The organism is Nonomuraea sp. NPDC001699 (genome assembly GCF_053596455.1).
In genome coordinates this window covers 525176-550582 of the sequence record NZ_JBSFGF010000004.1, presented here as the reverse complement: position 1 = coordinate 550582, position 25407 = coordinate 525176, and the positions used below count along the sequence as shown (strand labels likewise).

Here is a 25407-nt window from a genome sequence, read left to right as displayed (position 1 = left end):
GGGCTCCGGCCGTTCACATTCGTTCGGCCTAGTTCATGATCGTCCGTTCGAGTGGCTCCCAGGACGGCCTACTCGTACAGGTGGGCGGCGTGGATCTGGAGAGCGAGGGACTGCCACGTCGGCGGGTCAACATCGCCCTCGAACGGAGCTCCTTCACGGATACAACCGTCCTGGAGCCACGCCGCCCAAGTTCTGAGGAAGTCGCCAACGTACAAGGTGCTCCAGCGGCCATCGACGAACTGCTTACCTTTGCGGACTTGCCGTTCGCACTCGGCACGGTCGGCATCGAAGTCGTCCGCCATGATCTCCAGATAGCCGGCGAAGCCTCGCATGTCACGAACACACTCGACGTTCAGGGGAAGTTCACGCGGTGGCGTCATGAGGGCGAGGGTAAACATGGCCTGTCAGCTTGGGAAGTCCTTCAACATCATGCTTTCTGAGCTGCGAAAACCGACCTGGGGGTATGCAGATCCACTTACCGTGAGCCCCTGTGACTCTCCGATGGTCGCCGACCGTACGGGCACGCAACGGGCACGCGGCTTCGAATGGCGTCGGATTTGAAATGTGACCATCCTTTGGCGCATCACATGCCTGCTGGCCAGCTGACGTCCAGGAAGTTTCGGCAGTCGCTGTGTGGATCACGCCGCATATATCCCGGATCTTGGCCAAGGCGACGTGCCATGCTGATGGGCATGGAGGATGCTTCGCTGCGTAGGGTCGTGGCTGTCAAGCCTCAGGGTCCGTGGTTGGTGATTGCCAGGGGAGCTTGGACCGTCGAGTCACGTCCTGCGGACACGGACACTCCCTTTGAGATATCGCGGATAGGACTCCTCCCGCTGCTGGAGAGGCCACGGGAGGAGGTGGAGGGCCAGGCCAGAGAGTTGCTTCGTCCTGGTGATCCAGACCTAGCCGAGGCGCTACAGGCAGTTGTTCAATGCGGCCTGATGGTGACGCAGTCGGACTACTGGGTCACAAGGACACTGGCATGGATCACCCCCGAGGAGATCGAGCTCTTCACCGAACTACTCCGAGAGATCGCACTCGGCCGAGGGTCCCAAGCCAATCAGCACGCGGCGAAACGGCTCCTCAAGAAGAACGGCCTCTGGTCAACCAATCGCCGTCCGCCGTCGTAGCCGCCAGCATTCCAGCGGGCTGACGGCTCCGACGCTGAGTGCTCTACGACCTGCACTTCTGATCGACCACGGAACCGACAGTTCATCCCGCACGTCCCGAAACTTGGTCTTGGCCCTGTCCTGGTGCCCCGGGGGCGTTCGTGACCGCGTGAAAGTGGCGAGGCATCCTGAATTTAGGACATAAGGTGTCGCCGTGAATATGATCGAGTTCCGCGTTGCAGGGCCGGTCGCCCCCAGCGTCTATCCGCACATGGACATCCTGATCGACGGCATCAATCTCATCGAACTCGCGCGCGTCGTCGAACTACCATTGGCCTCCAGCCCAAGCATCGCGGGTGCCTATGCTGGGCTACTGGAGCGGGACTTGATCTGCTGGCCAAGCACTCATTTCCTCGGGGCACCCCATCTCCAGTGGTTTTCCGAAGGAGAGACGGTGCTGCTGGGCTGCGAATGCGGTGAGTGGGAATGCTGGCCGTTGACCGCGCAGGTCGAGGTAACCGAGCAGATCGTCACTTGGTCTGGGTTCCGTAACGGCCACCGCCGCAACTGGGATCTCGGGGCGCTTGGTCCTTTTGTCTTCGACAGACAGCAGTACGAGGTGGCTCTCCGCAGAACCGCTGCCTCACCGAAGCTGTCTTAACCGTCATCTCGTGGTGTAGCTCCCAGAACCTGGAGCACCCTCGGCATGGAGCTGGACCGCAAGGACCCTGCTCAGTGAGCCGTGCTGAGGAACGAAGCACGGATCGTCGATCGCCCCAGCAATCCGAGACGGCCGGCCACGCAGTGGCGATCGTAGGGCTGCATCTGTGCGGCGGCGTGGCAACCCCGGTCGGCGCGTTCGGCAAGTGCGGCGGGGCCGGCGTGCGATGCCCGGCCCGGTGCCCCGCCGCCGTCCGGGACCGGCCCCCGGGCCGCACGCCCGGACGGCGGCGGGCGGAGGGCCGGGGGTACGGCAGCGCGCCGCGCCGCCGCTTGATACCTAAAAGAACAACTCGGCAATTCGGCAGACGCGCAAATACGCCCTCGTTGCTCTCAATCGAGCACGTCAGGACGGCGGCTGGTCAAGGCTCTCCGGGCGGTTACGAAGCGTTCGTGGAACTCTTCGGCAAGTGCCTCGCGTCGGTAGCGTTGCCGTAGTACGCGATCGAGATCTCCGGCGCGGTTCACGAGGTCTGTGAGGGATCGGCGGTCGATGTCGAATGCGGCCAGGCCCTCGTCAACTGCTGCGTCGAGTTCTCCTCGGCGGGCGTGGACGATACCGAGATCGATGTGTGCGTCGGCGACCCGCATGGGGGCGTTTGAGGTGCCGTCTGGGCGGGTGTGCATCTGGATGGTTTCGCGGGCGTGTTCTTCGGCGCGGTCGTCGTCAGCGAGCCAGGTGTAGCAGGTGGCGGCGTAGAAGACCCACTTGGCGTGGTCGAAGACGAAATGGTGGTCTGGGTGGTCGGGCATGGGCAGGCTGCTGAGGACTTCGGCTCCGCGAGTCAGGGCGCGGTCGGCTTCCCGGCGCTCGCCGATGCGGGCCAAGCCGCGGGCCTCTTGGAGAGTGAGTTGGACCATGGCGCTGCTGGTGCCGGCGACGGCCTGGCCCATGCGGGCGGAGGTGACAACGTCTTCATAGCGGCCTTCAACGAGGGCGAACCACGCGGACATCTCGTGTGCCCAGCCCATGAGTTCGCCGTGTCCGACCTGGCGGCCCATCTCGAACGCGGCGCGTCGAGCCGTCTCGGCTTCTTCCCTCTCACCCAGGTCATAGTGAACGCATCCCAGTAGCGCGGTCAGCCATCCAGTGATCACGAGCAGTTCGCGATGCTGATCGAAGGTGAGGCGCCCAGACAGTAGGTGGTTGATCTGGGCGAGGCGCTTTTGTGTGCGGTCGCGGAGCGTGCCTGCGGGCACGACCGGATAGGCGCGGCACAACAGGTCGACGGCCTCGGCAAGGGCCTCCAGGGTGCCGGTTCCGACGTCGGATGCCTGGAGTTGCTGGGCGAGTTCCATCGTCCCGTAGAGATCGGCTTCGGCTCGCAGCGCGTCGGCTGGGATGACGCGAGCCTCGATGATGCGGCTGTCGTTCTGCCTTCCCTGGAAGAACCCGAGTGCTTCCGGTTCCAGTCCGGTCAGTTGCGTCAGTGCGAGCCGGTAGGGCGTGCGAGGCCATCGGACTTCGCCGGCCTCCCAGCGGCGGACCCGCTCTTCGTCACACGTCAGACGTTCGGCAATACCTACCTGCGTGGCATTGATGCGGTCGGCCATGTCCGCGCGGGTGAGCCGCTGCTCGTTGCGCCAGGCACGAAGCCGCACGTTCGGGATGTAGTCGGGCATCTGCGGGTCTTCCTCCCGGCTGGGGGCTCGAAAGGGGAAACAAGGGGGGCCGTTCAGGGGTCCTGCAGAAACGCGGTTGCCGGTGGACTTGTCATCAAGCAACCACGGTACGTCACGCGGCCTCCCGCCACAGGGAACGCCGGATGAACGAGGAGATGGCGACGGTGACCCGGCCAGACGAGACAAGCAAGACGTCGTGCTGCCCCGCCTGCCGGGGGCGCGGGATCAAGCTGCGTGACTCACGCCGTGCGCTCCTCATCGGCGACGACGACGGAGATCAGACCTTGAGTGGGGAGCAGGAGTGTCTCGACTGCCTCGGAAGCGGCCGGGCCGAAGGGAGCGTGAAATGAATTCGATCATTCAGGCGGTGAACGCGGGCTTGGCACAGAGCCAGGACGAGGGCATCATGCTCGTCCGGCTGCGTGACCGGCTTACCGGCCTCGGTGTGAATGCCGAGCTGCGCGACAACAACAGCGTGCTTCTGGTGCACAGGCCGGTGGAAGGGCTGCCGGTGTGGGTGTTCGTCGGGTACGGCGGCGCCTGTTACTCCTGGCAGAACGCCGAGAAGCGGCATCCGACCAGCGACCCGGAGGGTGCGGCGAACGTCCTGGCTGAGTACGTCGCCAGGTGATGACGGGCACGGCGAGGCAGGGTGACCCCTTCCAAAGGGGGGTGAGGGTCACCGTCCGGTCTCGCCGTGCCTTCCCCGGCAGGCAGTTGCAGTGGCGTCCCCCGCGGCACCCTTCCCAGCCCGGTCGCTGCGCTGCCTGCCGGTTCTTCATGTACGGCTTCCGCTTCGGCGAACCACGTGGACAGCCGGCGGCAAGCCAGTTACGCTCAAACTTGGTAAAACAACCTGTCGGCTGTTGGACGGTCATGATGTCGCTAGAGTCCGTGCCGCCTAAGTATGCGCAGCTTGTGCAGACTCTACAAAGGCGCATCGAGTCGGGAGAGTACCCGCCGGGCACGCTCCTGCCGAGCGAGAACCAGCTCATCCAAGAGTTCAGCGTCTCCCGTCCTACTGTGGTCGCCGCCCTGCGGGTGTTGCGCGAGCAGGGCTGGATCGAGTCCCAGCAGGGCAAGGGCCGCTTCGTGCGAGGCCGTCCGGCGATGGCCTCCGTCGAGCAGAAGCGGCCGGGACAGGCGTACCTGATCAAGCCGGAGACCGACTCCGCGGGTGAGGTCGTCGATGTGGGCGCGCTGACCGCGCCGAACCGGATCAGCGCTCTGCTCGACCTCCAGCCCAAGAGCAAGACGTTCGTACGGCGGCGTCTGATCACGCGCGATGGCGAGCCGACCGAGCTGGTGGCGCTCTGGCTGCCGTTGGAGCTCTCCGAAGGAACGGACCTCACCAGTGGGGATCCCCTCAGGCAGGGCTTCCGGGAACACCTCCAGGCTCGCAAGGGCGTCCGCTTCGATCACATCGTGGAGCAGATCACCGCTCGCATGCCCTCCGCTGACGAGGCCAAGCAGCTCGCGATGCCGAAGAACCAGCCACTCCTGGCTGTCTTCGGCGCGGTCCGCGACGCCTCCGGCCGGCCTCTCATCGTCGTGGAAGTCTTGCTTCCCGCCGACCGACACGAGCTGGAAGACGCCTACCCGATCGCCTGAGGGGACGCCTACCCGCCTGGGCAGTCATTGCCTCCACCGCTGCGCTCCATGCAATGGTTGGACGGCGAGGGAGACGGTACGGGGTGCAGCTTCGCCTCATGGGCCTGTACGGATCCCAGGACGAAGATCACGCATGCTGCTGCGATGACGCCGAAGATCCATGCACCGACGCGCCTGTCAGTGAACAGGCAGATTCCCGTGGCGAGAACCGGCGCCGCAGCGAAGATCCATGCGGCTGCGGTCAGCCATCCGCTCACACTTGCCTGATCAACTTCGGGAAACGTCATGCTGGCCTCAAGCGCCTGCATGAGGCAGAGCGGTACCCCGAAAACCCAGATGAGCGCTAACAGCCCGAGGGCGATGCCGCTAATGGCGCCGGACTCCGTTTCTACGGTCTCCACAATTGTGACTATTTCGTCCGATTTGGCGTGAATAAAGCACAGGGGATTCACGATTCCGCGCCAGAATTTCTCTTAGGCACTTGACCTAGCAAGTTTGAGCTGCGTAATCTCAGAGCGGAACGTCGCGGCCCTGTCCATGCCTCCACGCGTCCCGGTCGAGGAGGGCCGGACGCTCACGGTGGAGGAGGGCAAGCTGCTCCTCAGCACAGCAGCCGATCACCGCATGGGCGTCCTCGTCCTCCTGGCCCTCGTCTTCGGACTGCGTCGCGGCGAAGCACTCGGACTCATGCGGAACGCCTTCGACCCGGACGCCCGCACCCTCCGCGTCACCCACTCCGTCAAGCGACTCAAGAACCAGGACCCGAACGCCACGACCAGGACCCGCATCGTGATCAGTGAGCTCAAGACCAAGCGATCACGCCGCGTCCTCTGCCTCACTCCCGAGCTGATCGACGCGATCAAACGGCACAAGGCCACGCACAACCAGGAACGTCTCAAGGCCGGCGAGGACTGGACGGAGCACGGACTGATGTTCCCGACGACTTTCGGCAATCCGTCCGACCCGGACACCTTCTCGCACCTGTTCTCCCGCCTGGCCAAGAAGGCGGGCCTCGGCCACTGGCATCCCCATAAGCTTCGCCACTCCGGCGCATCGCTCATGCTGGCCCAGGGCACGCCGCTGCACGTCGTGTCCGAAGTCCTCGGCCACGCCAGCATCTCGATCACAAAGGACGTCTACGGCCATCTGCTGGAGGGCGACCGGCGCGCGGCTACGGAAGCCATCTCCAGCGCTCTCCTGGGCGGACAGACCCCGGTGGCTCCCAAGGTGGCTCCCAAAGGCGCCGAAGACACCGGTTGAAGGTCGGAATACAGAAGGCCCCTGACGGCGTAATGCCTGCTCAGGGGCCTTTCGCTTGCAGAGCCGACGAGGGGAATCGAACCCCTGACCTTCTGTTTACAAGACAGATGCTCTGCCGATTGAGCTACGTCGGCACGGCCTACCAGTGTAGACGCTAGCGGCGCCTGTGACGAGCGACCTCGTACAGTGCCACACCGGCGGCGACTCCCGCGTTGAGGGATTCAGCCGCGGCCTGCATCGGGATGCGGACGACCACGTCGCACTGCTCTCGTACCAGCCGCCCGAGGCCCTTGCCCTCGGAGCCCACCACGACCACGAGCGGCTCGGCGAGGAGGTCGGCGTCGCCGATGTCGATCTTTCCGGCGCCGTCGAGGCCGACGATGAAGAGCCCGGCTTCGCGGTATTCGCGGAGGGCGGCCGTCAGGTTGGAGGCGCGGGCGACGCGGAGCGTGGCGAGGGTGCCAGCTGAGGTCTTCCAGGCGCCACCCGTCACACCGGCCGAGCGCCGGGACGGGATGAGCAGGCCATGCGCGCCGAAAGCGGTCGCGGAGCGGGCGATGGCGCCCAGGTTGCGCGGGTCGGTGACCGAGTCGAGCGCCACGATCAGCGGGACCTCGGCCGCGTCCTGGGCGAGTTCGACCAGCTCGGACGGGTGGGCGTAGTCGTAGGCCGGGATCTGGAGCGCGATGCCCTGGTGGACGGCGCCCTCGGTCAGCCGGTCGAGCTTGTCGCGGGAAACTTCGAGCAGCGCGATGCCGCGCTCCGCCGCGATCTTGATGGAGTCGCGGACGCGGTCGTCGTTCTCGACGCGCTGGGCGACGTAGAGGGCGTTGGCGGGCACGCCGGCCTGCAGCGCCTCCAGCACCGGGTTGCGGCCGCCGACGTATTCGGGGGCGTCCTCGGAACGCTTCTGCCGGACCGGGCCGCTGCCCGGACGGCGCGTGTCGCCGCGCTCTTCCCTGGCGATGCGCTCGGCCCTGGCCTTGTCCTTGAACCAGTGGCGCGCCTCGGCAGGCGGCGTCGCACCCCTGCCCTCGAGCGACCGGCGCTTCTGGCCCCCGGTGCCCTTGGAGGGGCCCTTCTTCTTCGCGGGCCTGCCCGATGCCCTACCGCCTGCTGCCATGCCATCAAGGGTATCGGCCCGCCGACCCACCCGATCCCGCCGACCATGGCCCGCCCGAGTCCGACGCGCTTCCTGCCGCGAACCGCCACGAATCACCATGACCCCCGCAAGCACCACCACCCGTCCCGAACGCGAGTTATCGTCCTTGGCCATGACTGAGTCCGCCTACCTCCACACCACCCGGACGGCCTATGACACCGTCGCCCCCGAATACGCCGAACTGCTCAGGAACGAACTCGACGGCAAGCCCCTCGACCGGGCCATGCTGGCGGCGTTCGCCGAGCACGTGCAGGGACCGGACGCCGGAGAGGTGGCGGACCTCGGCTGCGGTCCGGGCCGCGTCACCGCCCACCTCCATTCCCTCGGGGTGAACGCCTTCGGCATCGACCTGTCCCCGAGGATGATCGACGTCGCCCGCCGGAGCCACCCCGGCCTGCGCTTCGACGTGGGTTCCATGACCGCGCTGGACCTGGCGGACGCGTCCTTGGCCGGCGCCGTCGCCTGGTACTCGACCGTCCACACCCCGCCGGAGCTGCTGCCGACGGTGTTCGCCGAGATCCACCGGGTCCTGGTCCCGGGCGGCCATCTGCTGATCGCGTTCAAGGTCGGCGACGAGCGCCGCCACCTCAGCCAGGGCTACGGGCACGAGCTGTCGCTGGACGTCTACTGGACGCCCCCCGAGCTCGTCGCCGACCTCCTCGCCAAGGCCGGACTGTCGCTGTACGCCCAGCTCATCCGCGAACCCGACGACAGCGAGAAGCCCCGCTCAGGCCGGCAGGCCTTCTTCCTGGCCCACAAGCCCGAAAACTCCCCTGGCCACAAGCCCGAAGCCTCCGAACCCCGCTCCTAGCGGAAGACCTTCGTCCACGCCGTCGAACACTGACAGAAGGTGTCAGCGGCCGCGGGTAGCGTGCCAGCCGTCCTCCCGCATGCATACCGACCGTCGCCCTCGAAGGAACAGCAGACATGATCCTGGAGATCCGCACCTATCGCCTCAAGCCCGGCACACGCGAAGAATTCCTCCGGGTCATGCGCGACGAAGCGCTCCCGCTCCTGGCGAAGGCCGGTATCGACGTGGTGGCCCACGGCGCCTCCCTCGTGGACGAGGACGGCCACGAGGAGGCGTACCTGATCCGCGCGTTCCCCACGAAAGAGGCCCGCGACGAGCAGGAGGACGCCTTCTACGGCAGCCCCGAATGGCATCAGGGCCCGCGTGAGGGCATCGTCTCGCGCATCGACGGCTATCACACGATCGTGATCGAGGCGACCGACGCCGCCATCACGGCCCTGCGCCGCTGACGGCCCCGGATCGACGGCGGGCGCGAAAGGAGCCCGCCGTCGAGAACCGGCGGAAGGTCAGCGGGCCAGCTCCCAGCGGGCCCCGTGCGGCGTGTCCTCGACCGTGATGCCCGCGTCGGTGAGCTGGTCGCGGATCGCGTCGGCAGCCGCGTAGTCCTTACGGGCCCGCGCGGCCTTGCGCTGCTCCAGGGCCACCGCGACCAGCGCGTCGACCACCGGCGACAGGTCGGAGCCGGCCCCGCGCCACTGCGGCGAGCGAGGGTCGAGGCCGAGCACGTCGAGCATGTTCTGGGTCTCGGCGAGGAGCCGGGCGATGGCTTCCTTGTCGCCCCGCGCCAGCGCCACGTTGCCCTCGCGCACCACCTCGTGCACCACGGCGAGCGCCTGCGGCGTGCCGAGGTCGTCGTCGAGCGCGTCGGCGAACGCCTGCGGAAGGGGCGCGTCGGCGTCGACGTCGTGGATCACCTCGGCGGCGCGGGTGACGAAGCCCTCGATCCGCTGGTACGCCGCCGCGGCCTCCAGCAACGCCTCCTCGGAGTACTCGATCGAGGAACGGTAGTGCGGCGCGGCCAGGTAGTAGCGCAGCTCCACCGGACGCACCTTCTGCACCATCTCGGGGATCAGCAGCGAGTTGCCGAGCGACTTGCTCATCTTCTCGGCGCCGATCTTGAGCATGCCGTTGTGCATCCAGTAGCGGGCGAAGCCGTCGCCGGCCGCCTGCGACTGGGCGATCTCGTTCTCGTGGTGCGGGAAGATCAGGTCGATGCCGCCGCCGTGGATGTCGAACGTCGGCCCGAGGTACTTGGTGGCCATCGCCGAGCACTCCAGGTGCCAGCCGGGACGCCCGAGCCCCCACGGCGTGGGCCAGGTCGGCTCGCCCGGCTTGGCACCCTTCCACAGGGCGAAGTCGCGCGGGTCGCGCTTGCACGTCTCGTCGTCGGTGTCGGCCGCGGCCCGCATGTTCTCCAGCTTCTGGTTGGAGAGCTTGCCGTAGTGGTCGGCGTAGGACTGGACGCTGAAGTAGACGTCGCCGCCCGAGGCGTAGGCGTGGCCGCGCTCGATCAGCCGCTCCATCAGCGTGATCATCTCGGGCACGTGACCGGTCGCCCGCGGCTCGACGGTGGGCGGCAGGCAGCCGAGCGTGTCGTAGGCCCAGGTGAAGGCCCGCTGGTTGCGCTCGGCGACCACGAACCAGGGCACGGACTCCGAAGCCGACACCCTGATGATCTTGTCATCGATGTCGGTGACGTTGCGGCAGAACGTGACGTCGTATCCGGAGCGGGTGAGCCAGCGCCTGAGCACGTCGAAGTTCACGCCCGAGCGGATGTGCCCGATGTGCGGAGGAGCCTGCACGGTCGCCCCACACAGGTAAATCGACGCCCGGCCGGCTTCGACCGGAACGAATTCACGGATGGCGCGCGTGCTGGTGTCGTAGATGTGCAGGCTCACAAAAGAAAGGCTAACGCCTCGGAGGCCCTTGTAGGCCGATTACTCAGCCTCGCAGCGTGACCTTGTCCGGACGGATCCGGATGATCAGCCGCTCGGTGCCCGGCTTGTCCGTCCAGGGGCCGCCTGTGTACTTCTGGGCCAGCTCCTGGATCAGCGCGCCCTCGGGGTCCTCCTCGATCGTCACCCGGCCGCGCACCTCCAGGTAGCGGTAGGGGTTGCCGGGGTCGATGACCAGCAGGCTCGTACGCGGGTCGCGCTCGAAGTTGCGCGGCTTCACCCGCCCCCGGACGGTCGAGAACAGCACCTCGTCGCCGTCCGTGCGCACCCACACCACGGTCGACTGCGGCCCGCCGTCGGGGTTGATACTGGTCACCGTCGCATGGTTCGGGGCATCAAGGAGTTCGCGCGCTTCTTCCGGCAGCTCGGGCATGTGTCTCCCTCGATCGGTCTTGATCCCCATTCTTCTGTAGTCTCGAAGGCGCCATGGACGTGACTCCCCCCTCTACGCTCCGTCGCCTGGGCATCGCCCTGGCGGGGCTCGCGGTGGCCGCTCTCACCGGAGCCGCCTGCGCGCTGTCCTTCGACGATCTGCGTGCGCTGGCCATCACCGGCGAGGCGCGGCAGGACCTCGCCTTCCTCTATCCGGCCGCCTTCGACGCGCTGCTCGTGGTCGCGCTGCTCGGCGTGCTGCTGCTGCGGCCCGCCCGGCCGCTGGTGCGGGCGCAGGCCGCCACCGTGCTGGTCCTGCTCATCGTGGCCGCCGCGGCGGCCAACGTGGCGACCGCGCTGCGGTTCACCTTCGACGCGCGCCAGGTGGCCGTGGGCGTGGCCCTGGCCCCCTGGGTCATGCTGGCCCTGGCCCTGTGGCTCTGGCTGCTGCTGATCAAGCACGTCCAGGCGCACCGGGGTGCGGCGCGCGAGGAGGACGAGGACGACCTCGTGCCCTTCCATCCGGGCCGGGCGGCCGACACGCCGCCGCCGCTCGTGACGGAGGCGCCTCCGCCCGTGCTGGAGCCCACGCCGCTGGTCGGGCCCACGGCCGCGCCGGAGACGCCGCCGGTCCCGGCCCAGGTGTCCGAGTGGCGGGCCTTACCGCAAGAACCGGAGCCCGAGCCCGAGCCCGAACCCGAGCCGGAGCCGGAACCCACGCCTGAGCCGGAACCCACGCCTGAGCCCGAGCCCGAGCCGCTGAAGCGGCCGGTCCGGTGGGGCGACCGGGTCAAGCCGACCGACGTCCTGGTCCACCCGCGTACCGACACGCGCGACGTCGACACCCGTGACGTCGACACCCAGCCCGTCCCCGTGATCGAGGACGACCTCGGCGACCGTCCGGCCGACGACGGGCCTCAGACGCGCCACAGCGACTCTGAGGACACCGCGCCGCACCCGGTGGTCCACGAGGACACCCGGGCCCCGTCCGGCCGCCTGCGCAGCACTCCGCGCCCGCCGGACCCCGAGGAATGAGCCGGGGCGCCGACCGACGCCCCGAAAACTGAGAGGCCCGTCCGGGATCATCCCGGACGGGCCGTTTCGTGTACGTCTATCTCGTCTGCTCCGCGCCTGCGCTAGACCCTGGAGCCGCGCCGCAGTCCGGCGACCAGGCCGACACCGACGACCGCCAGGACGACCTGCATCACCAGCTCGATCCAGTCGATGCCGGGGGTCGTCTCGACGCCGAGGACCTGGGCGATGAGCGTGCCCAGCAGGGCGGCGACGATGCCGACGACGATGGTGAGGATCCACCCGATGGCCTGCCTGCCGGGAAGCAGCAGGCGACCGATTGCGCCGATGACGGCGCCAATCACGATGGCGCCAAGGATGGACTGAATGGTCATGACACGAAACCTCCCCGTGAGGGTGAGCCGTTCACTCTCACGGGGTGCTTCGCTACCCGATCGCCGGCGATTATGCGCCGGCTTTACGAATGACCAGGTCAGGTCGTGGTTCGCCCGCTGCGTCCGCCGCGTCCGATGCCCAGCCGCGTCACCAGGAGCACGCCGACCACCGCCAGCACGAGCTGGAGTATGTGTTCGAGCCAGTCGATGCCCTTGGTGTCGGCCCAGCCGAACGCCTGTGCGATCAGCGTGCCGATCAGCGCGGCCACGATACCCACGATGAGCGTCAGGCCGATGGACATGTTCTGCCTGCCGGGCACTATCAGCCGGGCCAGTGCACCGACGATTGCGCCGATGACTACTGCGGAAACGATCGCGCCGATCATGTGTAGCTCCCCCCGAGACGTTCACATGTCTTAGAGGTGGACATACCCGACACCTGGGAAAACTACCCCCGGAAGGCGGCGGTCCGTACCGCGCCAGTGACGAACCGCCGCCCCCACAGTTGGCGGGTTCGGCGACGACCCGCCGGGACACCCTCACGTATCCCACACATATGACGCGGAACGCCTAGGAAAGGTTGGCCACGACAGCCGTCGCGATGGCGGCGATCCCCTCGCCGCGCCCGGTGAGCCCGAGCCCGTCGGTAGTGGTGGCCGAGACGCTCACAGGCGCCCCCACGGCGCCGCTGAGCGCCAGCTCGGCCTCGGTACGCCGAGGAGCCATCTTGGGACGGTTGCCGATCACCTGGACGGCCACGTTGCCGATCTCGAAGCCCGCCGCGCGCACCTGGCGGGCGGTCTCCTCCAGCAGCGTGACCCCTGAAGCGCCCGCCCAGCGAGGGTCGGACGTGCCGAACAGCCCGCCCAGGTCGCCCAGGCCGGCCGCGGACAGCAGCGCGTCGCAGGCGGCATGCGCGGCGACGTCGCCGTCGGAATGGCCGTCGAGCCCGATCTCCGTCGGCCAGTGAAGGCCGGCGAGGCTGAGCTCACGCCCCGAGTCGGCAGAAGCGAACGGGTGGACGTCGACTCCGACGCCCACCCGTGGAAGATTCGTGTTCAGGAGTTGAGAACCTCGTCGAGCAGGGCCTCAGCCTTGTCCTCGTTGGTCTTCTCGGCGAGCGCGAGCTCGCTGACCAGAATCTGACGAGCCTTCGCGAGCATGCGCTTCTCACCCGCTGACAGGCCGCGCTCGCGGTCGCGACGCCACAGGTCGCGAACCACCTCCGCAACCTTGTTCACATCGCCGGACGCGAGCTTCTCCAGGTTCGCCTTGTAACGGCGCGACCAGTTGGTCGGCTCTTCCGTGTGCGGCATCCGAAGAACATCGAAAACCCGCTCAAGGCCTTCCTGGCCGACGACGTCGCGCACACCGACGAGTTCCGCGTTTTCTGCTGGCACCTGGACGGTAAGGTCGCCCTTGTCGACCTTGAGCACCAGGTAGGTCTTTTCCTCACCCTTGATGGATCGCGTCGTGATTGCTTCGATCCGAGCAGCCCCATGGTGGGGGTAGACGACAGTGTCGCCGACCTGGAAAGTCATGTGACAAGTACCCCTTCCGCTGTACTCCAGGGTACCACGCGTCCACAGGCTCCCGGAACAGTGAAATCCTCATAACTGCAGGTCAAAGCCGCATATTGGGGCTTGACAAGTCCTCGACTGTATGAATCGCATTTCCGGACATAGCGAATGACCTGCAGGGGTGCGGATATGACCATGGATTCAGGTGGATATGGTAGGCGCTGCCCAACACGCATGCGCCTTACCGCGCAAGACCAAGGAGAACCCGCACGTGACCAGCCGTCGCTGGATTGTCGTAGCCGCCGCGTTCTTGGCAGCCCCCGTGCTCGCGGGCTGCGGGGCAGGATTCGACGCCAACACCAACAAGCCGTACGCCCCTAACGAGGCGGTCGCACTCATCGACCAGGGTGCTTATGGCACGCGCGGCATTCACATCCCGCAGGCGTTCATCCTCGGCCCCGACTCCGGCGCCCAGCTCGCCTGGCGTGGTTCGGCCCCGATCTACCTGAACATCCTCAACACCGCGAACGCCGCCGACACCCTCCAGGCCGTCTCCGCGGGCTCGGTCGGGGCCGTGAAGGTCGCCACGCCGATCCAGCTTCCCCCGAACCAGCTCGTCAACACCGGCAAGCCGCAGCCGCAGCTGATGCTGGAGGGCATCTCCACGAGCCTCAGAGGCGGCGAGAGCATCCGCCTGGACCTCCAGTTCGCCAACGCCGGGACAGTGTCCCTGACCGTCCCTGTGGTCACGCGCAGCCGTGAGTTCAAGGACTACCCCGCCGCCCCCAACGCCACCCCGGCTCCGACGCCCTCGGCGTCCGCCACTCCCGAGGCCACCGAAGAGGCCCACTGACGGCATGAAAAAACCCTTGTTCTGGTACGAACCCACGTACCAGAACAAGGGTCGTTCATTCCTCGGCGGCGTCGAACTTGTAGCCCAGACCGCGCACGGTGAGGATGCAGCGCGGGTTGGACGGGTCCGCCTCGATCTTGGCGCGCAGGCGCTTGACGTGGACGTCGAGGGTCTTGGTGTCGCCCACGTAGTCGGCGCCCCAGACGCGGTCGATGAGCTGGCCGCGGGTGAGCACCCGGCCGGCGTTGCGCAGCAGCACCTCCAGCAGCTCGAACTCCTTCAGCGGCAGCTGCACCTGCTCGCCGCGGACCGCGACGACGTGCCGGTCGACGTCCATACGCACCGGGCCGACGGCCAGGACGGCCGTCTCCAGCTCCTCCACCACGTCGCCCTGACGGCGCAGCACCGCGCGGATGCGCGCCACCAGCTCCCGCGAGGAGAACGGCTTCGTGACGTAGTCGTCGGCGCCCAGCTCCAGGCCCACGACCTTGTCGATCTCGCTGTCCTTGGCGGTCAGCATGATGACCGGCACCTTCGAGCGCTGCCGCAGCGAGCGGCACACCTCGGTGCCCGGCAGGCCGGGCAGCATCAGGTCGAGCAGGACGAGGTCGGCGCCGTTGCGGTCGAAGGTGTCGAGCGCCTCGGGCCCGGTCGCCGCGACCGACACCTCGAAGCCCTCCTTGCGCAGCATGTAGGACAAGGCGTCGGAGAAGGACTCCTCATCCTCAACCACTAGGACTCTGGTCATTTTGCGGCCTCCAGGGGAATCGAGGGTGGTACTGCCACCGCCGTGCCGCCGAAGGCGGGCAGACGGAGGGTGAAGGTGGAGCCGGAGCCTTCCTTGCTCCAGACGGACACCTCGCCCGCGTGGGCCGCGGCGACGTGCTTGACGATGGCCAGGCCGAGCCCGGTGCCGCCGGTCGCCCGTGATCTGGCCGCGTCTACGCGGAAGAAGCGCTCGAAGATGCGCTCCAGAGACTCCTCGGGGATGCCGATGCCCTGGTCGCTGACGCTGATCTCGACCGAGTCGCCGGCCGGACGGACGCTGACCACGACCCGCGTGTGCTCGGGACTGTAGGCGACGGCGTTGTCGATGAGGTTGCGCAGGGCGGTGACGAGCAGCTCGTCGTCCCCCCAGATGCGCAGCCCCTCGGTGCCGCCGGTGACCAGCGTGATGTCCTTGGCCACCGCCTTGGTGTTGCAGTGGTCTATGGCGTCGTGGATGGCCTCGTCGATGGCGACCTGGCCCGGGGTGGGGATGGGTTCGGCGCCCTGGATCCTGCTCAGCGTGATCAGGTCCTGGACCAGGTAGGTGAGCCGGGCGGCCTCGTGCTGCATGCGCCCGGCGAAGCGGGTGACCGCCTCGGGGTCGTCGGCGGCGTCCTGGATGGTCTCGGCCAGCAGGCTCAGCGCGCCCACGGGCGTCTTCAGCTCGTGGCTGACGTTGGCGACGAAGTCGCGGCGCACGGCCTCGACCCTGCGCCGTTCGGTCTGGTCCTCGGCCAGCACCAGCACCTGGCCGTAGGAGCCGAGGGGGGCGACGCGGACGGCGAAGTTCGTCGTCTCCTGGCCGAACTTGTGACCGGCGACGTCGATCTCGCTCTCGCGGATCTCGCCGTCGCGGCGTACCTGTCTCGCCAGTGCGAGCAGCTCCGCGGCCATCAGCCTGTCGCCCTTGACCAGCCCGAACGCGCGCGCGGCCGAGCTGGCGCGCAGCACGCGGTCGTGCGCGTCGAGCACGACGGCGGACGAGGGGAGCACGGCGAGCACGGAGGCCACGCCCTGCGGCAGCGCCGCTCCGGTCTCGACGCCGTCGGCTGGATCGGTCCTCTTCGGAGCCTCGATCTGGTTCCTGTAGAACAGGACCGCCAGGGCTCCCACGACGAACCCGGCCAGGGCCGCGAAGCTCATGGCCATCTCACTCATGCCTCCGATGGTAGGTGGCGAAGTCCAAGGGACAGACCTCTCACCTGCGGATGAACGGCCCTTTCCTGGAAAGTTCATCTCGCAGTAGAGGTTCGTTCATCAAGCGCCACGTACGGTGACGACATGCGCGACGCGTACCATGAAGAACTTGATCTCCTGACGGGCAAGCTGGTCGAGATGACGAGGCTGGTCCGCTCAGCCATCTCCCGTGCCACCACGGCCCTCCTCGACGCCGACCTCCAGCTCGCCGAGAGCGTCATCTCCCGCGACCAGGAGGTGAACGCCATCTTCGCCGACATCGAGACGTCGATCTTCGAGCTGATGGCCAGGCAGCAGCCGGTGGCGGTGGACCTGCGAATGGTCATCACGGCGCTGCGCATGGGCACCGACCTCGAACGCATGGGCGACCTCGCCGTCCATGTGGCCAAGGTGGCCCGGCTGCGGCACCCCGACTCGGCGATTCCGCCCGAGACGCGCTCGACCATCGTGGAAATGGGGCAGATCGCCGAGAACCTGGTCACCAAGGCCGGCAGCTGCGTGGCGTCCAGGGACGTCGAGTCGGCCCTTGAGCTGGAGCAGGACGACGACGCGATGGACCGGCTGCACCGGCGGCTGTTCCGCAACATCCTGGCCAAGGACTGGCAGCACGGGGTGGAGCCCGCGATCGACATCACGCTGATCGGCCGGTACTACGAGCGGTACGCCGACCACGCGGTGCGCGTGGCGGGGGACGTCGTCTACATGGTCACCGGCGCCCGTCCCAGCTAGCCGCTTCCCGAAGCCGGGCGGCACCATCCGGGGGGGTGCCGCCCGGCTTCGCCTGCCCTTCGGCGTGGGAGTCACGGGACGCGCGATCCGGCTGGACAAACAGCGGCGAGCGCGCTCAGATACCTGTGAAACGCCCCGCGTCCTGGGGAAAAGCGGGTGCGGCGTGGTCTCCGCCTGTGGCAGGCTCCGCCGGTGAATCGTGAACAGATCTCCCGACTCGCCCATGCGGATCATCCGATCGCGGCTCCGCTCGACGACGACTCGGTGCGCCGCCTTCTGGACCGCGCCCTCCCCCAGGGCGACTCACGCGTGCTCGACCTCGGCTGCGGCGGCGGCGAGTGGCTGCTGCGCGCGCTGGGGGCGTACCCCAAACTGCAGGCGGAGGGCGTGGACGTCGCCGAGGGCGCGCTGGCCCACGCCGCGGAGAGCGCGGAGGCGCTCGGCGTCCGGGACCGTCTCGTCCTCCATCGTGAAGACGCCGCCGAGTTCAGCTCCCCGCACGCGTTCGACCTGGTGATCAGCGTCGGGGCGACGCACGCGTTCGGCGGCCTGCTGCCCACGCTCGCGGCGGCGCGCGAGCACCTGGCTCCCGGCGGACGCGTCCTGGTCGGGGACGGTTTCTGGGCCCGTGAGCCCTCGCCCGAGGCGGTGGAGATGCTGGGCGAGCTCACCGACCTGCCGACCCTGATGGACCGCGTCACCGCCGACGGCTGGATGCCGGTGCACGGCCACATCAGCACGCGCCAGGAGCTCGACGACTACGAATGGGCCTGGACGGGGTCGCTGGCTTCATGGGCTCTGGACAATCCCGACCATCCAGACCGGTGCGAGGCGATCACAACGGCCAACACCCACCGCGCCGAATGGCTGCGCGTCTACCGGGACGTCTTCGGGTTCGTCAGCCTGGTCCTGCGCCCGACGTTCTGATCCCGCGTCCGACGTTCTGGTTGACGAGCGTCTCGCCCTGATCACGTCACGAGACCGCCTGCCCGGCTCCTGCACACATGCCGCCGCGCCAGTTCACCCCAAACCGCGGCGGCCCGGGCGTACGGCCCCCTGGCGGTCTCCTCGTAATCCCCTCGCTCGGCGACCCGCCGTACGAAGAACTGCGCCGCTTCGAAGCACAGGACGTACTCCTCACAACAGGACGCTTCGACCACGCGTACGAGTCCGCGCGAGACGTGGGGCTCCCACATGGGCACGGTCAGACCGTCCCGCCTGGAACGCCGGCTTCACCGGGGGAAGGAAGAGGGCAGGAGCGCTCAGCCCTGGCAGAGGTGCTCACATCCCCGAAAGCATAGGCACCTTGGCGCAGAACGTCCCACACATTTCACTGTCCGGCATCAGTGACATAGCTTCCCGCTCCGACGGCCCACTCGCCCACAGCTTCGAGCCCTGCCCTGGATCGGACGTCCGGGCACGTCAAGCCGGCCGTGGCAGCCTGATCCGTCCTGACCCGGCCGACGGGCGCACCCAGGCCAACGCCGGGGAACGCGAGGGGACGGGAGTCCCCTCGCACGGGGGTGCGGGGCTTGCCCTCGTAGAAGAGTGCCGCGCAGCGCCCCAGGGCGAAGCCCCTGGCTTGAGGGCCGGGGGCTTGCCCTCGGGACGTGTCAGCGGCCTTGGTTGGCGACTGCTTCGATGGCGGACTTGGCGGCCTCCGGGTCGAGGTAGCGGCCGCCCCGCACCTTCGGCCGGAAGTCGGCGTCCAGCTCGTACGCCAGCGGAATCCCCGTAGGGATGTTGAGCCCCGCGATCTCCTCGTCGCCGATGCCGTCGAGGTGCTTGACCAGCGCCCTGAGGGAGTTGCCGTGCGCGGCCACCAGCACGGTGCGCCCGGCCGCCAGATCGGGCACGATCTCGTCGTACCAGTACGGGAGCATGCGGTCGACGACGTCCTTCAGGCACTCCGTGCGCGGCATGAGCTCCGGCGGAAGGAGGGCGTAGCGGGGGTCGCCGACCTGGGAGTATTCGTCGTCGTCCGCGATGGGCGGCGGCGGCACGTCGTACGAGCGGCGCCAGAGCATGAACTGCTCGTCGCCGAACTCCTCGCGCGTCTGGGCCTTGTTCTTGCCCTGCAGGGCCCCGTAGTGGCGTTCGTTCAGCCGCCAGCTGCGCTTGACCGGGAGCCAGAGCAGGTCGGCCTCGCCGAGGGCGAGCTGGGCCGTCTGGATGGCCCGGGTCATGAGGCTGGTGTGCAGGACGTCCGGCCGCAGACCGGCCTCCTGCAGGAGCCGGCCGCCGCGCCGGGCCTCGTCCTCGCCCTTGGCCGACAGGCTGACGTCCACCCAACCGGTGAACAGGCCCTTCGCGTTCCAGTCGCTCTCACCATGCCGTAGCAGCACCAAAGTCGCCATGCGGCAATCCTATGGCCGCCGTGCCGGGCGGCAGGAGGTCACCGTCCGGGGTCGGCGAAACGGGCGAAGGCCTGCAGGTTGGCCAGGGATTCGCCGCGTTTGGCGCGCCACTCCCACTCCCGCCTGATGGACGAGGCGAAACCCAGCTCCAGCGCCCGGTCGAACCAGTCGTCGGAGTACGTCAGCACGCAGCCGAGCAGCCGGTCGACCTCCTCCTCGCTGACGGCGGCCAGCGGCACCCGGCCGACGAGGTAGACGTCGCCGACGGGGTCGAGGGAGAAGTGCACGCCGTACATGCCGCCGTTCTTGCCTAGGAGCCAGCGGTAGAACTCCTCGTGGTTCTCGTCCGGCTGGCGGCAGAAGAACGCCTCGACGTGCAGCACCCGCTCGCCGACGATCAGCCAGGTCATGGTGGCGAGCTTGTGCTGTCCGGGCAGTTTGACCAGGAACGCCCCAGGCCGCGGCTCGTCGTAGGAGACGTCCGCGGCCTTGAGCGCGGCTTCGACGACATCGCGCATGGGATACAGCTTAGGAGCGCGCGCCGTACGGCCATGAGGCCCGCTAGAAGTTGAGCGCCACGGGCACCTTGTGCAGATTCGCGACGGCGCCCGCGTACACCTCCATGAGCCGTCCCGCCGTCGCCTGCCAGCCGAAGGCGGCCGCGTGCGTACGGGCCCCCCTCGACAACTGCTCCCGCCATTCCGGCGTGGTGACCAGACGATGCAGGACACGGGCCCATTCGTCCGGATCGTGCCCGTCCACCAGCACCCCGGAGACACCGTCGTCCACCGCGGTGCGCAGTCCGCCCACCGCCGCCGCGGCGACCGGCGTCCCGCACGCCTGCGACTCCAGGGCCACCAGCCCGAACGACTCGCTGTACGACGGCACCACGGTCACGTCCGCCGCCCGGTACCAGTCGGCCAGTTCCTCCTGCGGAGCCGGCGGCACGAGCCGGACGACGTCGGAGATGCCCAGCTCGCCGGCCAGTTCCGTGAGGATGGACGGCCGGGCGAGCCCGTTGCCGGACGGCCCGCCGACGCACGCCACGACCAGGCGGCCGCGCAGCGAGGGGTCGTCGATGAGCATGCGCGAGGCCGCGCGCAGCAGCACGTCGGGGGCCTTGAGCGGCTGGATGCGGCCCACGAACAGCAGGACGCGGGCGTCCTGCGGCAGGTCCAGCCGCTGCCGGGCGGCGCCCTGTGAGGCGGGCTGGAAGACGGTGAGGTTGACGCCGGGGTTCACGACGGCCACGCGCTGCTTGGAGGCGCCGTACAGGTCCATGAGCTCGCGGGCCTCGTCGGCGGTGTTGGCCACGAGGCGGTCGGCGATCTCGACGACCTGTTCCTCGCCCACCACGCGGGCCTGGGGCTCCGGCTTGTCGTCCTGGGCGAGCAGCAGGTTCTTGACCTTGGCCATGGTGTGCATGGTGTGCACGAGCGGCACGCCCCAGCGCTCCTTGGCCAGCCAGCCGACCTGCCCGGACAGCCAGTAGTGGGAGTGGATGACGTCGTAGCGGCCGGGGTCGTACATGGCCTCGGTGCGCAGCACCTCGGACAGGAACGCGCAGAGCTGCCCGGGCAGGTCGGCGCGGTCCATCTCCTCGTACGGCCCGGCCGTCAGGTGGCGCACCAGCACGCCGGGGGCGAGTTCGGCCACGGGCGGCTGGTCGCGGGCGGTGGCCCTGGTGAAGATCTCCACCTCCACGCCGAGTTGCGCCAGTCTCCTGGCCGACTCGACGATGTACACGTTCATGCCACCGGCGTCGCCCGTGCCGGGCTGGTCCAATGGCGATGTGTGCATGCTGATGGTCGCGACCCGGCTGACCCGTCGTCGCCTCACTCGACATCACCTCCAAGCGGAATACAACTATCCAGATTTTTTCGACATTCCCTGCCGCGGTTCGCACCGCGTTCGCCCTGGCAGGATGAGGGCATGCAGAGAACGGCAGTGGTGACCGGGGCGAGCGGCGGGATCGGCGAGGCGACCGCGCGGCGGCTCGCCGCTGAAGGCTATGCGGTGGTGGCGGGCGCACGGCGCCGCGACCGGCTGGACAAGCTGGCCGCGGAGGTGCCCTCGATCAGGCCGGTGACGCTTGACGTGACCTCTCAGGAGTCGGTTGACGCGCTGGTCGGCTCGCTCGACCGCTGCGACGTGCTGGTCAACAACGCCGGTGGCGCGCTCGGCATGGAATCGGTCACGGACGGCCTTCTCGACGACTGGCAGCAGATGTACGACACGAACGTACTCGGCTCCCTACGCATGACCCAGGCGCTGATCCCCAAACTCGTGGCGTCCGGCGACGGCGTCCTGGTGATGCTGACCTCGACCGCGGCCCTGGTCTCGTACGAGGGCGGCGGCGGCTATGTCGCGGCCAAGCACGCCCAGTCCGCGATGGCCGAGACGCTCCGCCTTGAGCTGGTCGGGCAGCCGGTCCGGGTGGTCGAGATCGCGCCGGGCATGGTGAGGAGCGAGGGCTTCGCGGTCACCCGCTTCCGCGGCGACGAGACGGCCGCCGCCCGCGTGTACGAGGGCGTCCCCGGCCCGCTGACCTCCGAGGACGTGGCCGATGCCATCGCCTGGTGCGTGACGCGCCCGTCCCACGTCAACATCGACCGCCTGGTGATCAGGCCGCGCGCCCAGGCCGCCCAGCACAAGGTGCACCGCGTCAGCGGTGGCTGAGCCGGATGGCCAGACCGGTCGGCGCGATCACGCGCGGCACGACGTGGCACAACCGGCTGCGCCGGGTCGACCGCTGGACGGCCGCCGTGCACGGCCCGGCCCTGCGCGCCGCCGTCCGCCCGCTCGTCGTCGACCTCGGCTACGGCGCCTCGCACACGACCACGCTTGAGCTGTTCACCCGGCTGCGCGCGGTCGCGCCCGACGTCGAGGTGGTCGGCATCGAGATCGACCCGGCCAGGGTGGCCCTGGCCAAGCCGTACGAGCGGGAGGGGCTGAGCTTCGCGCTCGGCGGCTTCGAGCTGCCCGTCCCCCGCCCGCCGACGCTGGTACGCGCCTTCAACGTGCTGCGCCAGTACGGCGAGGCGGAGGCGTGGCACTACTGGGACGTGCTCTGCGGCAGGCTGGCCCCCGGCGGCGTCCTGGTCGAGGGCACCTCCTCCGAGACCGGACGGCGGGCGATCTGGGTGGGCCTGTCCCCCGACGGCCCGCACACCCTGACGTTCTCCGCCCGTTTCGACGCCTTCGAGCGGCCTTCGGACCTGGCCGACCGCCTGCCGAAGACGCTCATCCACCGGAACGTGCCGGGTGAGCGCATCCATGCGTTCCTGCGCGACTTCGACCACGCGTGGGCGGTCAGCGCCCCTTATGGGGTGCACGGGCTGCGGCAGCGCTGGCTGGCGTCCGTACGGCTGCTGGCCGGGCAGTGGCCGGTGGCGGTGCGCCCGCCGCTCGGCGGCCCAGCGAGGTGGCGGCTCGGCGAGCTCACCCTGCCCTGGTCGGCGGTGGACCCGCGCTAAGAGGAGAGCTGCCCGCGGCGGACCCGCGCTGAAGACGGAGAGCCGGGCGCGGAACACCTCGGCTATGAGGAGAGCTCCCCGCGGAACACTTCGTAGGCCGCGGCGTCGAACAGCACGAACCTGACCTCCTCGACCGACGTCCCGGCCGCGCGCACGGCGGTCACGGCGATGCGCGCGGCGTCGGCGAGCGGCCAGCCGTAGATGCCGGTGGAGATCGCGGGGAAGGCCACCGTCCTGGCGCCCAGCGCGTCCGCCACCCGCAGCGACTCGCGGTGGCAGGAGGCCAGCAGCTCGGAGCGGTCCTGCGACCTGGAGTAGACCGGCCCCACCGTGTGGATCACCCAGTGGGCCGGCAGCAGCCCGGCGGTGGTGGCGACGGCCTGGCCGGTCGGCAGGCCCCCGCCGAGGTGCCCGGCGCGCAACTGCCTGCACTCCGCCAGGATCTCCGGCCCGCCGCGCCGGTGGATGGCGCCGTCGACGCCTCCGCCGCCGAGCAGGGAGGAGTTGGCCGCGTTCACAATCGCGTCGGTCCGCTGCTCGGTGATGTCTCCCTGCACCAACGTGACATTCATCTCACCCAGCCTGCCAGCCGCGGTTCCGCGTCGCCACTTGCCGCTCCCGGATGCCAGCTCGACGCTTTGTAGAGCTACCCTGAAGGGCGTGAAGGGTCTTGGCGAGCTTGAGCGCAGCATCATGGACATCCTCTGGGCGGAGCACAGCGCGTTGACCGCCCGCGAGGTCGGCAGGCTCATTGCCGATCGCGACCTCGCCCCCACGACGGTGATGACCGTACTCGACCGCCTCACGCGCAAGGGCTTCCTGGATCGGACCAGGGACGGCCGCGCGTGGCGTTACGAACCGGCCGCGAGCCGTGACGCCTACATCGCCGAGCTTATGCTTGAGGCGTTGGACCTGACGGGCGACCGCTCGGCCGCCCTGACCCGCTTCGCCCAGGCCGTGTCGGGCCCGGAGGCGGAGATCCTGCGGAGAGCTCTCACGGAGCTGGAGGAAGAGTGATCACGGCAGCGGTGCTAGCGGCGCTCGCCACGGCGTGCGCGCTCGGCTCCTGGCGTTTCACGACGGCCCGGTGGACCTCCCGCGCCCCGAAACTCGCCATCATCGTCTGGCAGTCCCTGGGCGTGGCCTGGGGCCTGGCCACCACCGGCGCCATGCTGGCCTACGCGGTCACGCCCTACGACGTGGGCGTGCTGCCGGGGCTGATCGCCTTCGCGCGCGGGGAGACGCCGTCCGAGGCGTGGGACCCGCTGCACGTGCTGGCCATGATCGCCGGTCTCACCTCGCTGGCGGTGCTGGTCGTGGTGCTGCTGACGGCCGGCGTGCAGGCGTTGCGCGCGCGGCGGCGGCATCGTGTGCTGCTCGCGCTCATCTCCCGCGACGATCCCGGCGTTCCCGGGGTGCGGGTGCTCGACCATCCGAGCGCGGCGGCGTACTGCGTGCCGGGGTTGCGCTCGCAGGTCGTGGTCAGCGCGGGCGCGCTGGAGCTGCTGTCGTCTGACGAGATGGCGGCCGTGCTGGCGCACGAGGCCGCCCACGTGCGCGAGCGGCACGACCTGGTGCTGCTGCCGTTCGCCGCGCTGCGCCGGGCGCTGCCCTGGTCGAAGGTGGTGGCCGACGCGCAGGCGCAGGTGGAGCTGCTGATCGAGATGGCCGCCGACGACCGTGCCCGCCGCTACTGCTCACCGCGCAGGCTGGCCACGGCGCTGCTCAGGTTCGGTACGGCCGGCGCCATGCCGACCCCGCAGGGCATGCTCGGCGTGCACGCGCACCACGTCATGGCCCGGGTGGACCGCCTGATCAAGCCGGCGCCGGAATTGTCAGCATCTGTCCGGTACGGCTACCTCGCCCTCTCTGTGAGCTTGCTCACCGCCACACCCTTCCTGTGGGTCTACCAGCTCTGACTGCTTGCTGGTGTTAGCCATTCCGTTTGCAATTGCAAGCACGGGACGGCAGACTGTCGGTATGGCACTACCGAAGGTCGGCTCGATCGGCGAATACATCCGCGAGCAACGGCAACAGGCGAAGATCTCGCTTCGCCAGCTCGCGCAGGCGGCAGGGGTCTCCAACCCCTACCTCAGCCAGATCGAGCGCGGGCTGCGCAAGCCGAGCGCGGAGATCCTCAACCAGATCGCCAAGGGTCTGCGGATCTCCTCGCAGGCGCTCTACGTGCAGGCCGGCCTCATCGAGGACCGGGAGCCGCCGAGCGACGTGATCACCGCGATCAACGCCGACACCTTGCTCACCGAGCGCCAGCGCCAGGTGCTGATCGACATCTATGAATCGTTCCGCAAGGAGAACCGCACCGAGGGCGAGCAGACCTCCCAGAACGCCCGCCCTCAGCACGACTCCACCGCGGACGACGAGCCGCCGCTGCCCGAGGAGTATCTCGCCGCGCTTGAGCCCTACGCGGCCTCCCCCGGCAACGGGACCGTCACCCAGGAAACCAAGGAAGGTTAA

The 25407-nt window shown here is 68.7% G+C and carries 32 protein-coding genes and 1 tRNA gene; 16 read left to right on the top strand and 17 right to left on the bottom strand.

Features of this window, described 5'->3' with window-relative positions:
- Positions 1-68: 68 nt before the first annotated feature.
- Positions 69-380: a hypothetical protein gene (locus tag ACWCSU_RS16235; protein WP_449935705.1), complete on the bottom strand. Its 312-nt coding sequence runs from the start codon at positions 378-380 to the stop codon at positions 69-71.
- 300 nt (positions 381-680) lie between these two features.
- On the opposite strand from ACWCSU_RS16235, the gene ACWCSU_RS16230 reads away from it, so the two are divergent.
- Both ACWCSU_RS16230 and ACWCSU_RS16225 read left to right on the top strand, forming a co-directional pair.
- Positions 681-1133 (top strand): hypothetical protein, encoded by a 453-nt coding sequence (locus ACWCSU_RS16230; RefSeq protein ID WP_449935704.1) that lies wholly within the window; start codon positions 681-683, stop codon positions 1131-1133.
- Between the two features lie 193 nt (positions 1134-1326).
- Positions 1327-1773, top strand: coding sequence for a hypothetical protein (locus ACWCSU_RS16225; protein ID WP_449935702.1), 447 nt, complete (start codon positions 1327-1329; stop codon positions 1771-1773).
- Positions 1774-2165: 392 nt separating this feature from the next.
- On the opposite strand, the gene ACWCSU_RS16220 is transcribed toward ACWCSU_RS16225, so the two are convergent.
- Positions 2166-3455: a hypothetical protein gene (locus ACWCSU_RS16220; RefSeq protein ID WP_449935701.1), complete on the bottom strand. Its 1290-nt coding sequence runs from the start codon at positions 3453-3455 to the stop codon at positions 2166-2168.
- 346 nt (positions 3456-3801) lie between these two features.
- On the opposite strand from ACWCSU_RS16220, the gene ACWCSU_RS16215 reads away from it, so the two are divergent.
- Positions 3802-4086: a hypothetical protein gene (locus ACWCSU_RS16215; RefSeq protein ID WP_449935699.1), complete on the top strand. Its 285-nt coding sequence runs from the start codon at positions 3802-3804 to the stop codon at positions 4084-4086.
- Between the two features lie 287 nt (positions 4087-4373).
- Positions 4374-5066 (top strand): GntR family transcriptional regulator, encoded by a 693-nt coding sequence (locus tag ACWCSU_RS16210; protein ID WP_449935697.1) that lies wholly within the window; start codon positions 4374-4376, stop codon positions 5064-5066.
- Between the two features lie 8 nt (positions 5067-5074).
- Here ACWCSU_RS16210 and ACWCSU_RS16205 read toward each other — a convergent pair whose 3' ends face one another.
- Positions 5075-5467, bottom strand: coding sequence for a hypothetical protein (locus ACWCSU_RS16205; RefSeq protein ID WP_449935696.1), 393 nt, complete (start codon positions 5465-5467; stop codon positions 5075-5077).
- Positions 5468-5645: 178 nt separating this feature from the next.
- On the opposite strand from ACWCSU_RS16205, the gene ACWCSU_RS16200 reads away from it, so the two are divergent.
- Entirely contained in the window at positions 5646-6326 is a 681-nt protein-coding gene (locus ACWCSU_RS16200; RefSeq protein ID WP_449935694.1) for a site-specific integrase, read from the top strand.
- A gap of 61 nt (positions 6327-6387) precedes the next feature.
- Here ACWCSU_RS16200 and ACWCSU_RS16195 read toward each other — a convergent pair.
- Positions 6388-6460 (bottom strand) — tRNA-Thr (locus ACWCSU_RS16195).
- Between the two features lie 20 nt (positions 6461-6480).
- Positions 6481-7449, bottom strand: a complete 969-nt coding sequence (gene rlmB / locus ACWCSU_RS16190) for a 23S rRNA (guanosine(2251)-2'-O)-methyltransferase RlmB (protein ID WP_357706250.1) — start codon at positions 7447-7449, stop codon at positions 6481-6483.
- A 151-nt stretch (positions 7450-7600) separates the two neighbouring features.
- Between rlmB and ACWCSU_RS16185 the strand changes: the two genes are divergently transcribed.
- Positions 7601-8299, top strand: coding sequence for a class I SAM-dependent DNA methyltransferase (locus ACWCSU_RS16185; RefSeq protein ID WP_449935692.1), 699 nt, complete (start codon positions 7601-7603; stop codon positions 8297-8299).
- Between the two features lie 116 nt (positions 8300-8415).
- Positions 8416-8748, top strand: coding sequence for an NIPSNAP family protein (locus ACWCSU_RS16180; protein ID WP_449935691.1), 333 nt, complete (start codon positions 8416-8418; stop codon positions 8746-8748).
- 57 nt (positions 8749-8805) lie between these two features.
- On the opposite strand, the gene cysS is transcribed toward ACWCSU_RS16180, so the two are convergent.
- Both cysS and ACWCSU_RS16170 read right to left on the bottom strand, forming a co-directional pair.
- Positions 8806-10197, bottom strand: coding sequence for a cysteine--tRNA ligase (cysS, locus tag ACWCSU_RS16175; RefSeq protein ID WP_364096007.1), 1392 nt, complete (start codon positions 10195-10197; stop codon positions 8806-8808).
- A gap of 43 nt (positions 10198-10240) precedes the next feature.
- Positions 10241-10627 (bottom strand): PPOX class F420-dependent oxidoreductase, encoded by a 387-nt coding sequence (locus ACWCSU_RS16170; protein WP_397042196.1) that lies wholly within the window; start codon positions 10625-10627, stop codon positions 10241-10243.
- A 59-nt stretch (positions 10628-10686) separates the two neighbouring features.
- Between ACWCSU_RS16170 and ACWCSU_RS16165 the strand changes: the two genes are divergently transcribed.
- On the top strand, positions 10687-11661 hold the full coding sequence (locus ACWCSU_RS16165; RefSeq protein ID WP_449935688.1) for a DUF2637 domain-containing protein: 975 nt from the start codon (positions 10687-10689) through the stop codon (positions 11659-11661).
- A 101-nt stretch (positions 11662-11762) separates the two neighbouring features.
- Here ACWCSU_RS16165 and ACWCSU_RS16160 read toward each other — a convergent pair whose 3' ends face one another.
- The 4 genes from ACWCSU_RS16160 to ACWCSU_RS16145 all read right to left on the bottom strand — a co-directional run bounded on the left by ACWCSU_RS16160 (position 11763) and on the right by ACWCSU_RS16145 (position 13573).
- The gene (locus ACWCSU_RS16160; RefSeq protein WP_352355438.1) at positions 11763-12032 is read right to left on the bottom strand and encodes a GlsB/YeaQ/YmgE family stress response membrane protein; all 270 of its coding nucleotides are present in this window, start codon (positions 12030-12032) and stop codon (positions 11763-11765) included.
- 98 nt (positions 12033-12130) lie between these two features.
- The gene (locus ACWCSU_RS16155) at positions 12131-12418 is read right to left on the bottom strand and encodes a GlsB/YeaQ/YmgE family stress response membrane protein (protein WP_357706245.1); all 288 of its coding nucleotides are present in this window, start codon (positions 12416-12418) and stop codon (positions 12131-12133) included.
- A 184-nt stretch (positions 12419-12602) separates the two neighbouring features.
- Positions 12603-13073: a 2-C-methyl-D-erythritol 2,4-cyclodiphosphate synthase gene (ispF, locus tag ACWCSU_RS16150; RefSeq protein ID WP_357706244.1), complete on the bottom strand. Its 471-nt coding sequence runs from the start codon at positions 13071-13073 to the stop codon at positions 12603-12605.
- A 17-nt stretch (positions 13074-13090) separates the two neighbouring features.
- A complete protein-coding gene (locus tag ACWCSU_RS16145; protein WP_020544658.1) occupies positions 13091-13573 on the bottom strand; it encodes a CarD family transcriptional regulator in 483 nt (160 codons plus the stop codon).
- Positions 13574-13823: 250 nt separating this feature from the next.
- Here ACWCSU_RS16145 and ACWCSU_RS16140 point away from each other — a divergent pair, with 250 nt between their 5' ends.
- A complete protein-coding gene (locus ACWCSU_RS16140; RefSeq protein ID WP_357706243.1) occupies positions 13824-14405 on the top strand; it encodes a copper chaperone PCu(A)C in 582 nt (193 codons plus the stop codon).
- A gap of 55 nt (positions 14406-14460) precedes the next feature.
- On the opposite strand, the gene ACWCSU_RS16135 is transcribed toward ACWCSU_RS16140, so the two are convergent.
- Together ACWCSU_RS16135 and ACWCSU_RS16130 are read right to left on the bottom strand one after the other, a co-directional pair.
- Entirely contained in the window at positions 14461-15153 is a 693-nt protein-coding gene (locus ACWCSU_RS16135; RefSeq protein ID WP_357706242.1) for a response regulator transcription factor, read from the bottom strand.
- Positions 15150-16322 carry a sensor histidine kinase gene (locus ACWCSU_RS16130; RefSeq protein WP_449935788.1) on the bottom strand — a complete coding sequence of 391 codons (1173 nt, stop codon included), beginning with the start codon at positions 16320-16322 and terminating at the stop codon, positions 15150-15152. Before ACWCSU_RS16130 ends, ACWCSU_RS16135 begins: the two co-directional genes overlap by 4 nt.
- Positions 16323-16454: 132 nt before the next feature.
- On the opposite strand from ACWCSU_RS16130, the gene phoU reads away from it, so the two are divergent.
- Together phoU and ACWCSU_RS16120 are read left to right on the top strand one after the other, a co-directional pair.
- Positions 16455-17099: a phosphate signaling complex protein PhoU gene (gene phoU, locus ACWCSU_RS16125; RefSeq protein WP_357706240.1), complete on the top strand. Its 645-nt coding sequence runs from the start codon at positions 16455-16457 to the stop codon at positions 17097-17099.
- 192 nt (positions 17100-17291) lie between these two features.
- Positions 17292-18026, top strand: coding sequence for an SAM-dependent methyltransferase (locus ACWCSU_RS16120; protein WP_357706239.1), 735 nt, complete (start codon positions 17292-17294; stop codon positions 18024-18026).
- 686 nt (positions 18027-18712) lie between these two features.
- Here ACWCSU_RS16120 and ACWCSU_RS16115 read toward each other — a convergent pair.
- From ACWCSU_RS16115 to mshA, 3 genes are read right to left on the bottom strand one after another with little or no spacing between them, the layout of a single operon-like run.
- Positions 18713-19456, bottom strand: coding sequence for a phosphoglyceromutase (locus ACWCSU_RS16115; protein ID WP_357706238.1), 744 nt, complete (start codon positions 19454-19456; stop codon positions 18713-18715).
- A gap of 38 nt (positions 19457-19494) precedes the next feature.
- On the bottom strand, positions 19495-19974 hold the full coding sequence (locus ACWCSU_RS16110; protein WP_357706237.1) for a type III secretion system chaperone family protein: 480 nt from the start codon (positions 19972-19974) through the stop codon (positions 19495-19497).
- 43 nt (positions 19975-20017) lie between these two features.
- Entirely contained in the window at positions 20018-21295 is a 1278-nt protein-coding gene (mshA, locus tag ACWCSU_RS16105; protein WP_357706236.1) for a D-inositol-3-phosphate glycosyltransferase, read from the bottom strand.
- Positions 21296-21388: 93 nt separating this feature from the next.
- Here mshA and ACWCSU_RS16100 point away from each other — a divergent pair, with 93 nt between their 5' ends.
- On the top strand, positions 21389-22135 hold the full coding sequence (locus ACWCSU_RS16100) for an SDR family NAD(P)-dependent oxidoreductase (RefSeq protein WP_357706235.1): 747 nt from the start codon (positions 21389-21391) through the stop codon (positions 22133-22135).
- Between the two features lie 5 nt (positions 22136-22140).
- The gene (locus ACWCSU_RS16095) at positions 22141-22932 is read left to right on the top strand and encodes a class I SAM-dependent methyltransferase (protein WP_357706234.1); all 792 of its coding nucleotides are present in this window, start codon (positions 22141-22143) and stop codon (positions 22930-22932) included.
- Between the two features lie 62 nt (positions 22933-22994).
- Here the strand turns inward: ACWCSU_RS16095 and ACWCSU_RS16090 are convergent, their stop codons facing one another.
- Positions 22995-23504 carry an O-acetyl-ADP-ribose deacetylase gene (locus ACWCSU_RS16090; protein ID WP_449935683.1) on the bottom strand — a complete coding sequence of 170 codons (510 nt, stop codon included), beginning with the start codon at positions 23502-23504 and terminating at the stop codon, positions 22995-22997.
- 88 nt (positions 23505-23592) lie between these two features.
- On the opposite strand from ACWCSU_RS16090, the gene ACWCSU_RS16085 reads away from it, so the two are divergent.
- The 3 genes from ACWCSU_RS16085 (at position 23593) to ACWCSU_RS16075 (ending at position 25407) form a co-directional block, all read left to right on the top strand.
- Positions 23593-23949, top strand: a complete 357-nt coding sequence (locus ACWCSU_RS16085) for a BlaI/MecI/CopY family transcriptional regulator (protein WP_357706232.1) — start codon at positions 23593-23595, stop codon at positions 23947-23949.
- Positions 23946-24851 carry a M56 family metallopeptidase gene (locus tag ACWCSU_RS16080; RefSeq protein ID WP_449935682.1) on the top strand — a complete coding sequence of 302 codons (906 nt, stop codon included), beginning with the start codon at positions 23946-23948 and terminating at the stop codon, positions 24849-24851. Before ACWCSU_RS16085 ends, ACWCSU_RS16080 begins: the two co-directional genes overlap by 4 nt.
- A gap of 61 nt (positions 24852-24912) precedes the next feature.
- On the top strand, positions 24913-25407 hold the full coding sequence (locus ACWCSU_RS16075; RefSeq protein ID WP_357706230.1) for a helix-turn-helix domain-containing protein: 495 nt from the start codon (positions 24913-24915) through the stop codon (positions 25405-25407).

Coding starts and splice junctions, on each gene's coding strand:
- ACWCSU_RS16235 (WP_449935705.1), bottom strand. CDS start 380: ATGACGCCACCGCGTGAACTTCCCCTGAACGTCGAGTGTGTTCGTGAC.
- ACWCSU_RS16230 (WP_449935704.1), top strand. CDS start 681: ATGCTGATGGGCATGGAGGATGCTTCGCTGCGTAGGGTCGTGGCTGTC.
- ACWCSU_RS16220 (WP_449935701.1), bottom strand. CDS start 3,455: ATGCCCGACTACATCCCGAACGTGCGGCTTCGTGCCTGGCGCAACGAG.
- ACWCSU_RS16215 (WP_449935699.1), top strand. CDS start 3,802: ATGAATTCGATCATTCAGGCGGTGAACGCGGGCTTGGCACAGAGCCAG.
- rlmB (WP_357706250.1), bottom strand. CDS start 7,449: ATGGCAGCAGGCGGTAGGGCATCGGGCAGGCCCGCGAAGAAGAAGGGC.
- ACWCSU_RS16185 (WP_449935692.1), top strand. CDS start 7,601: ATGACTGAGTCCGCCTACCTCCACACCACCCGGACGGCCTATGACACC.
- ACWCSU_RS16180 (WP_449935691.1), top strand. CDS start 8,416: ATGATCCTGGAGATCCGCACCTATCGCCTCAAGCCCGGCACACGCGAA.
- ACWCSU_RS16170 (WP_397042196.1), bottom strand. CDS start 10,627: ATGCCCGAGCTGCCGGAAGAAGCGCGCGAACTCCTTGATGCCCCGAAC.
- ACWCSU_RS16160 (WP_352355438.1), bottom strand. CDS start 12,032: ATGACCATTCAGTCCATCCTTGGCGCCATCGTGATTGGCGCCGTCATC.
- ACWCSU_RS16155 (WP_357706245.1), bottom strand. CDS start 12,418: ATGATCGGCGCGATCGTTTCCGCAGTAGTCATCGGCGCAATCGTCGGT.
- ACWCSU_RS16145 (WP_020544658.1), bottom strand. CDS start 13,573: ATGACTTTCCAGGTCGGCGACACTGTCGTCTACCCCCACCATGGGGCT.
- ACWCSU_RS16135 (WP_357706242.1), bottom strand. CDS start 15,153: ATGACCAGAGTCCTAGTGGTTGAGGATGAGGAGTCCTTCTCCGACGCC.
- ACWCSU_RS16130 (WP_449935788.1), bottom strand. CDS start 16,322: ATGGCCATGAGCTTCGCGGCCCTGGCCGGGTTCGTCGTGGGAGCCCTG.
- phoU (WP_357706240.1), top strand. CDS start 16,455: ATGCGCGACGCGTACCATGAAGAACTTGATCTCCTGACGGGCAAGCTG.
- ACWCSU_RS16115 (WP_357706238.1), bottom strand. CDS start 19,456: ATGGCGACTTTGGTGCTGCTACGGCATGGTGAGAGCGACTGGAACGCG.
- ACWCSU_RS16110 (WP_357706237.1), bottom strand. CDS start 19,974: ATGCGCGATGTCGTCGAAGCCGCGCTCAAGGCCGCGGACGTCTCCTAC.
- ACWCSU_RS16100 (WP_357706235.1), top strand. CDS start 21,389: ATGCAGAGAACGGCAGTGGTGACCGGGGCGAGCGGCGGGATCGGCGAG.
- ACWCSU_RS16095 (WP_357706234.1), top strand. CDS start 22,141: ATGGCCAGACCGGTCGGCGCGATCACGCGCGGCACGACGTGGCACAAC.
- ACWCSU_RS16090 (WP_449935683.1), bottom strand. CDS start 23,504: ATGAATGTCACGTTGGTGCAGGGAGACATCACCGAGCAGCGGACCGAC.
- ACWCSU_RS16075 (WP_357706230.1), top strand. CDS start 24,913: ATGGCACTACCGAAGGTCGGCTCGATCGGCGAATACATCCGCGAGCAA.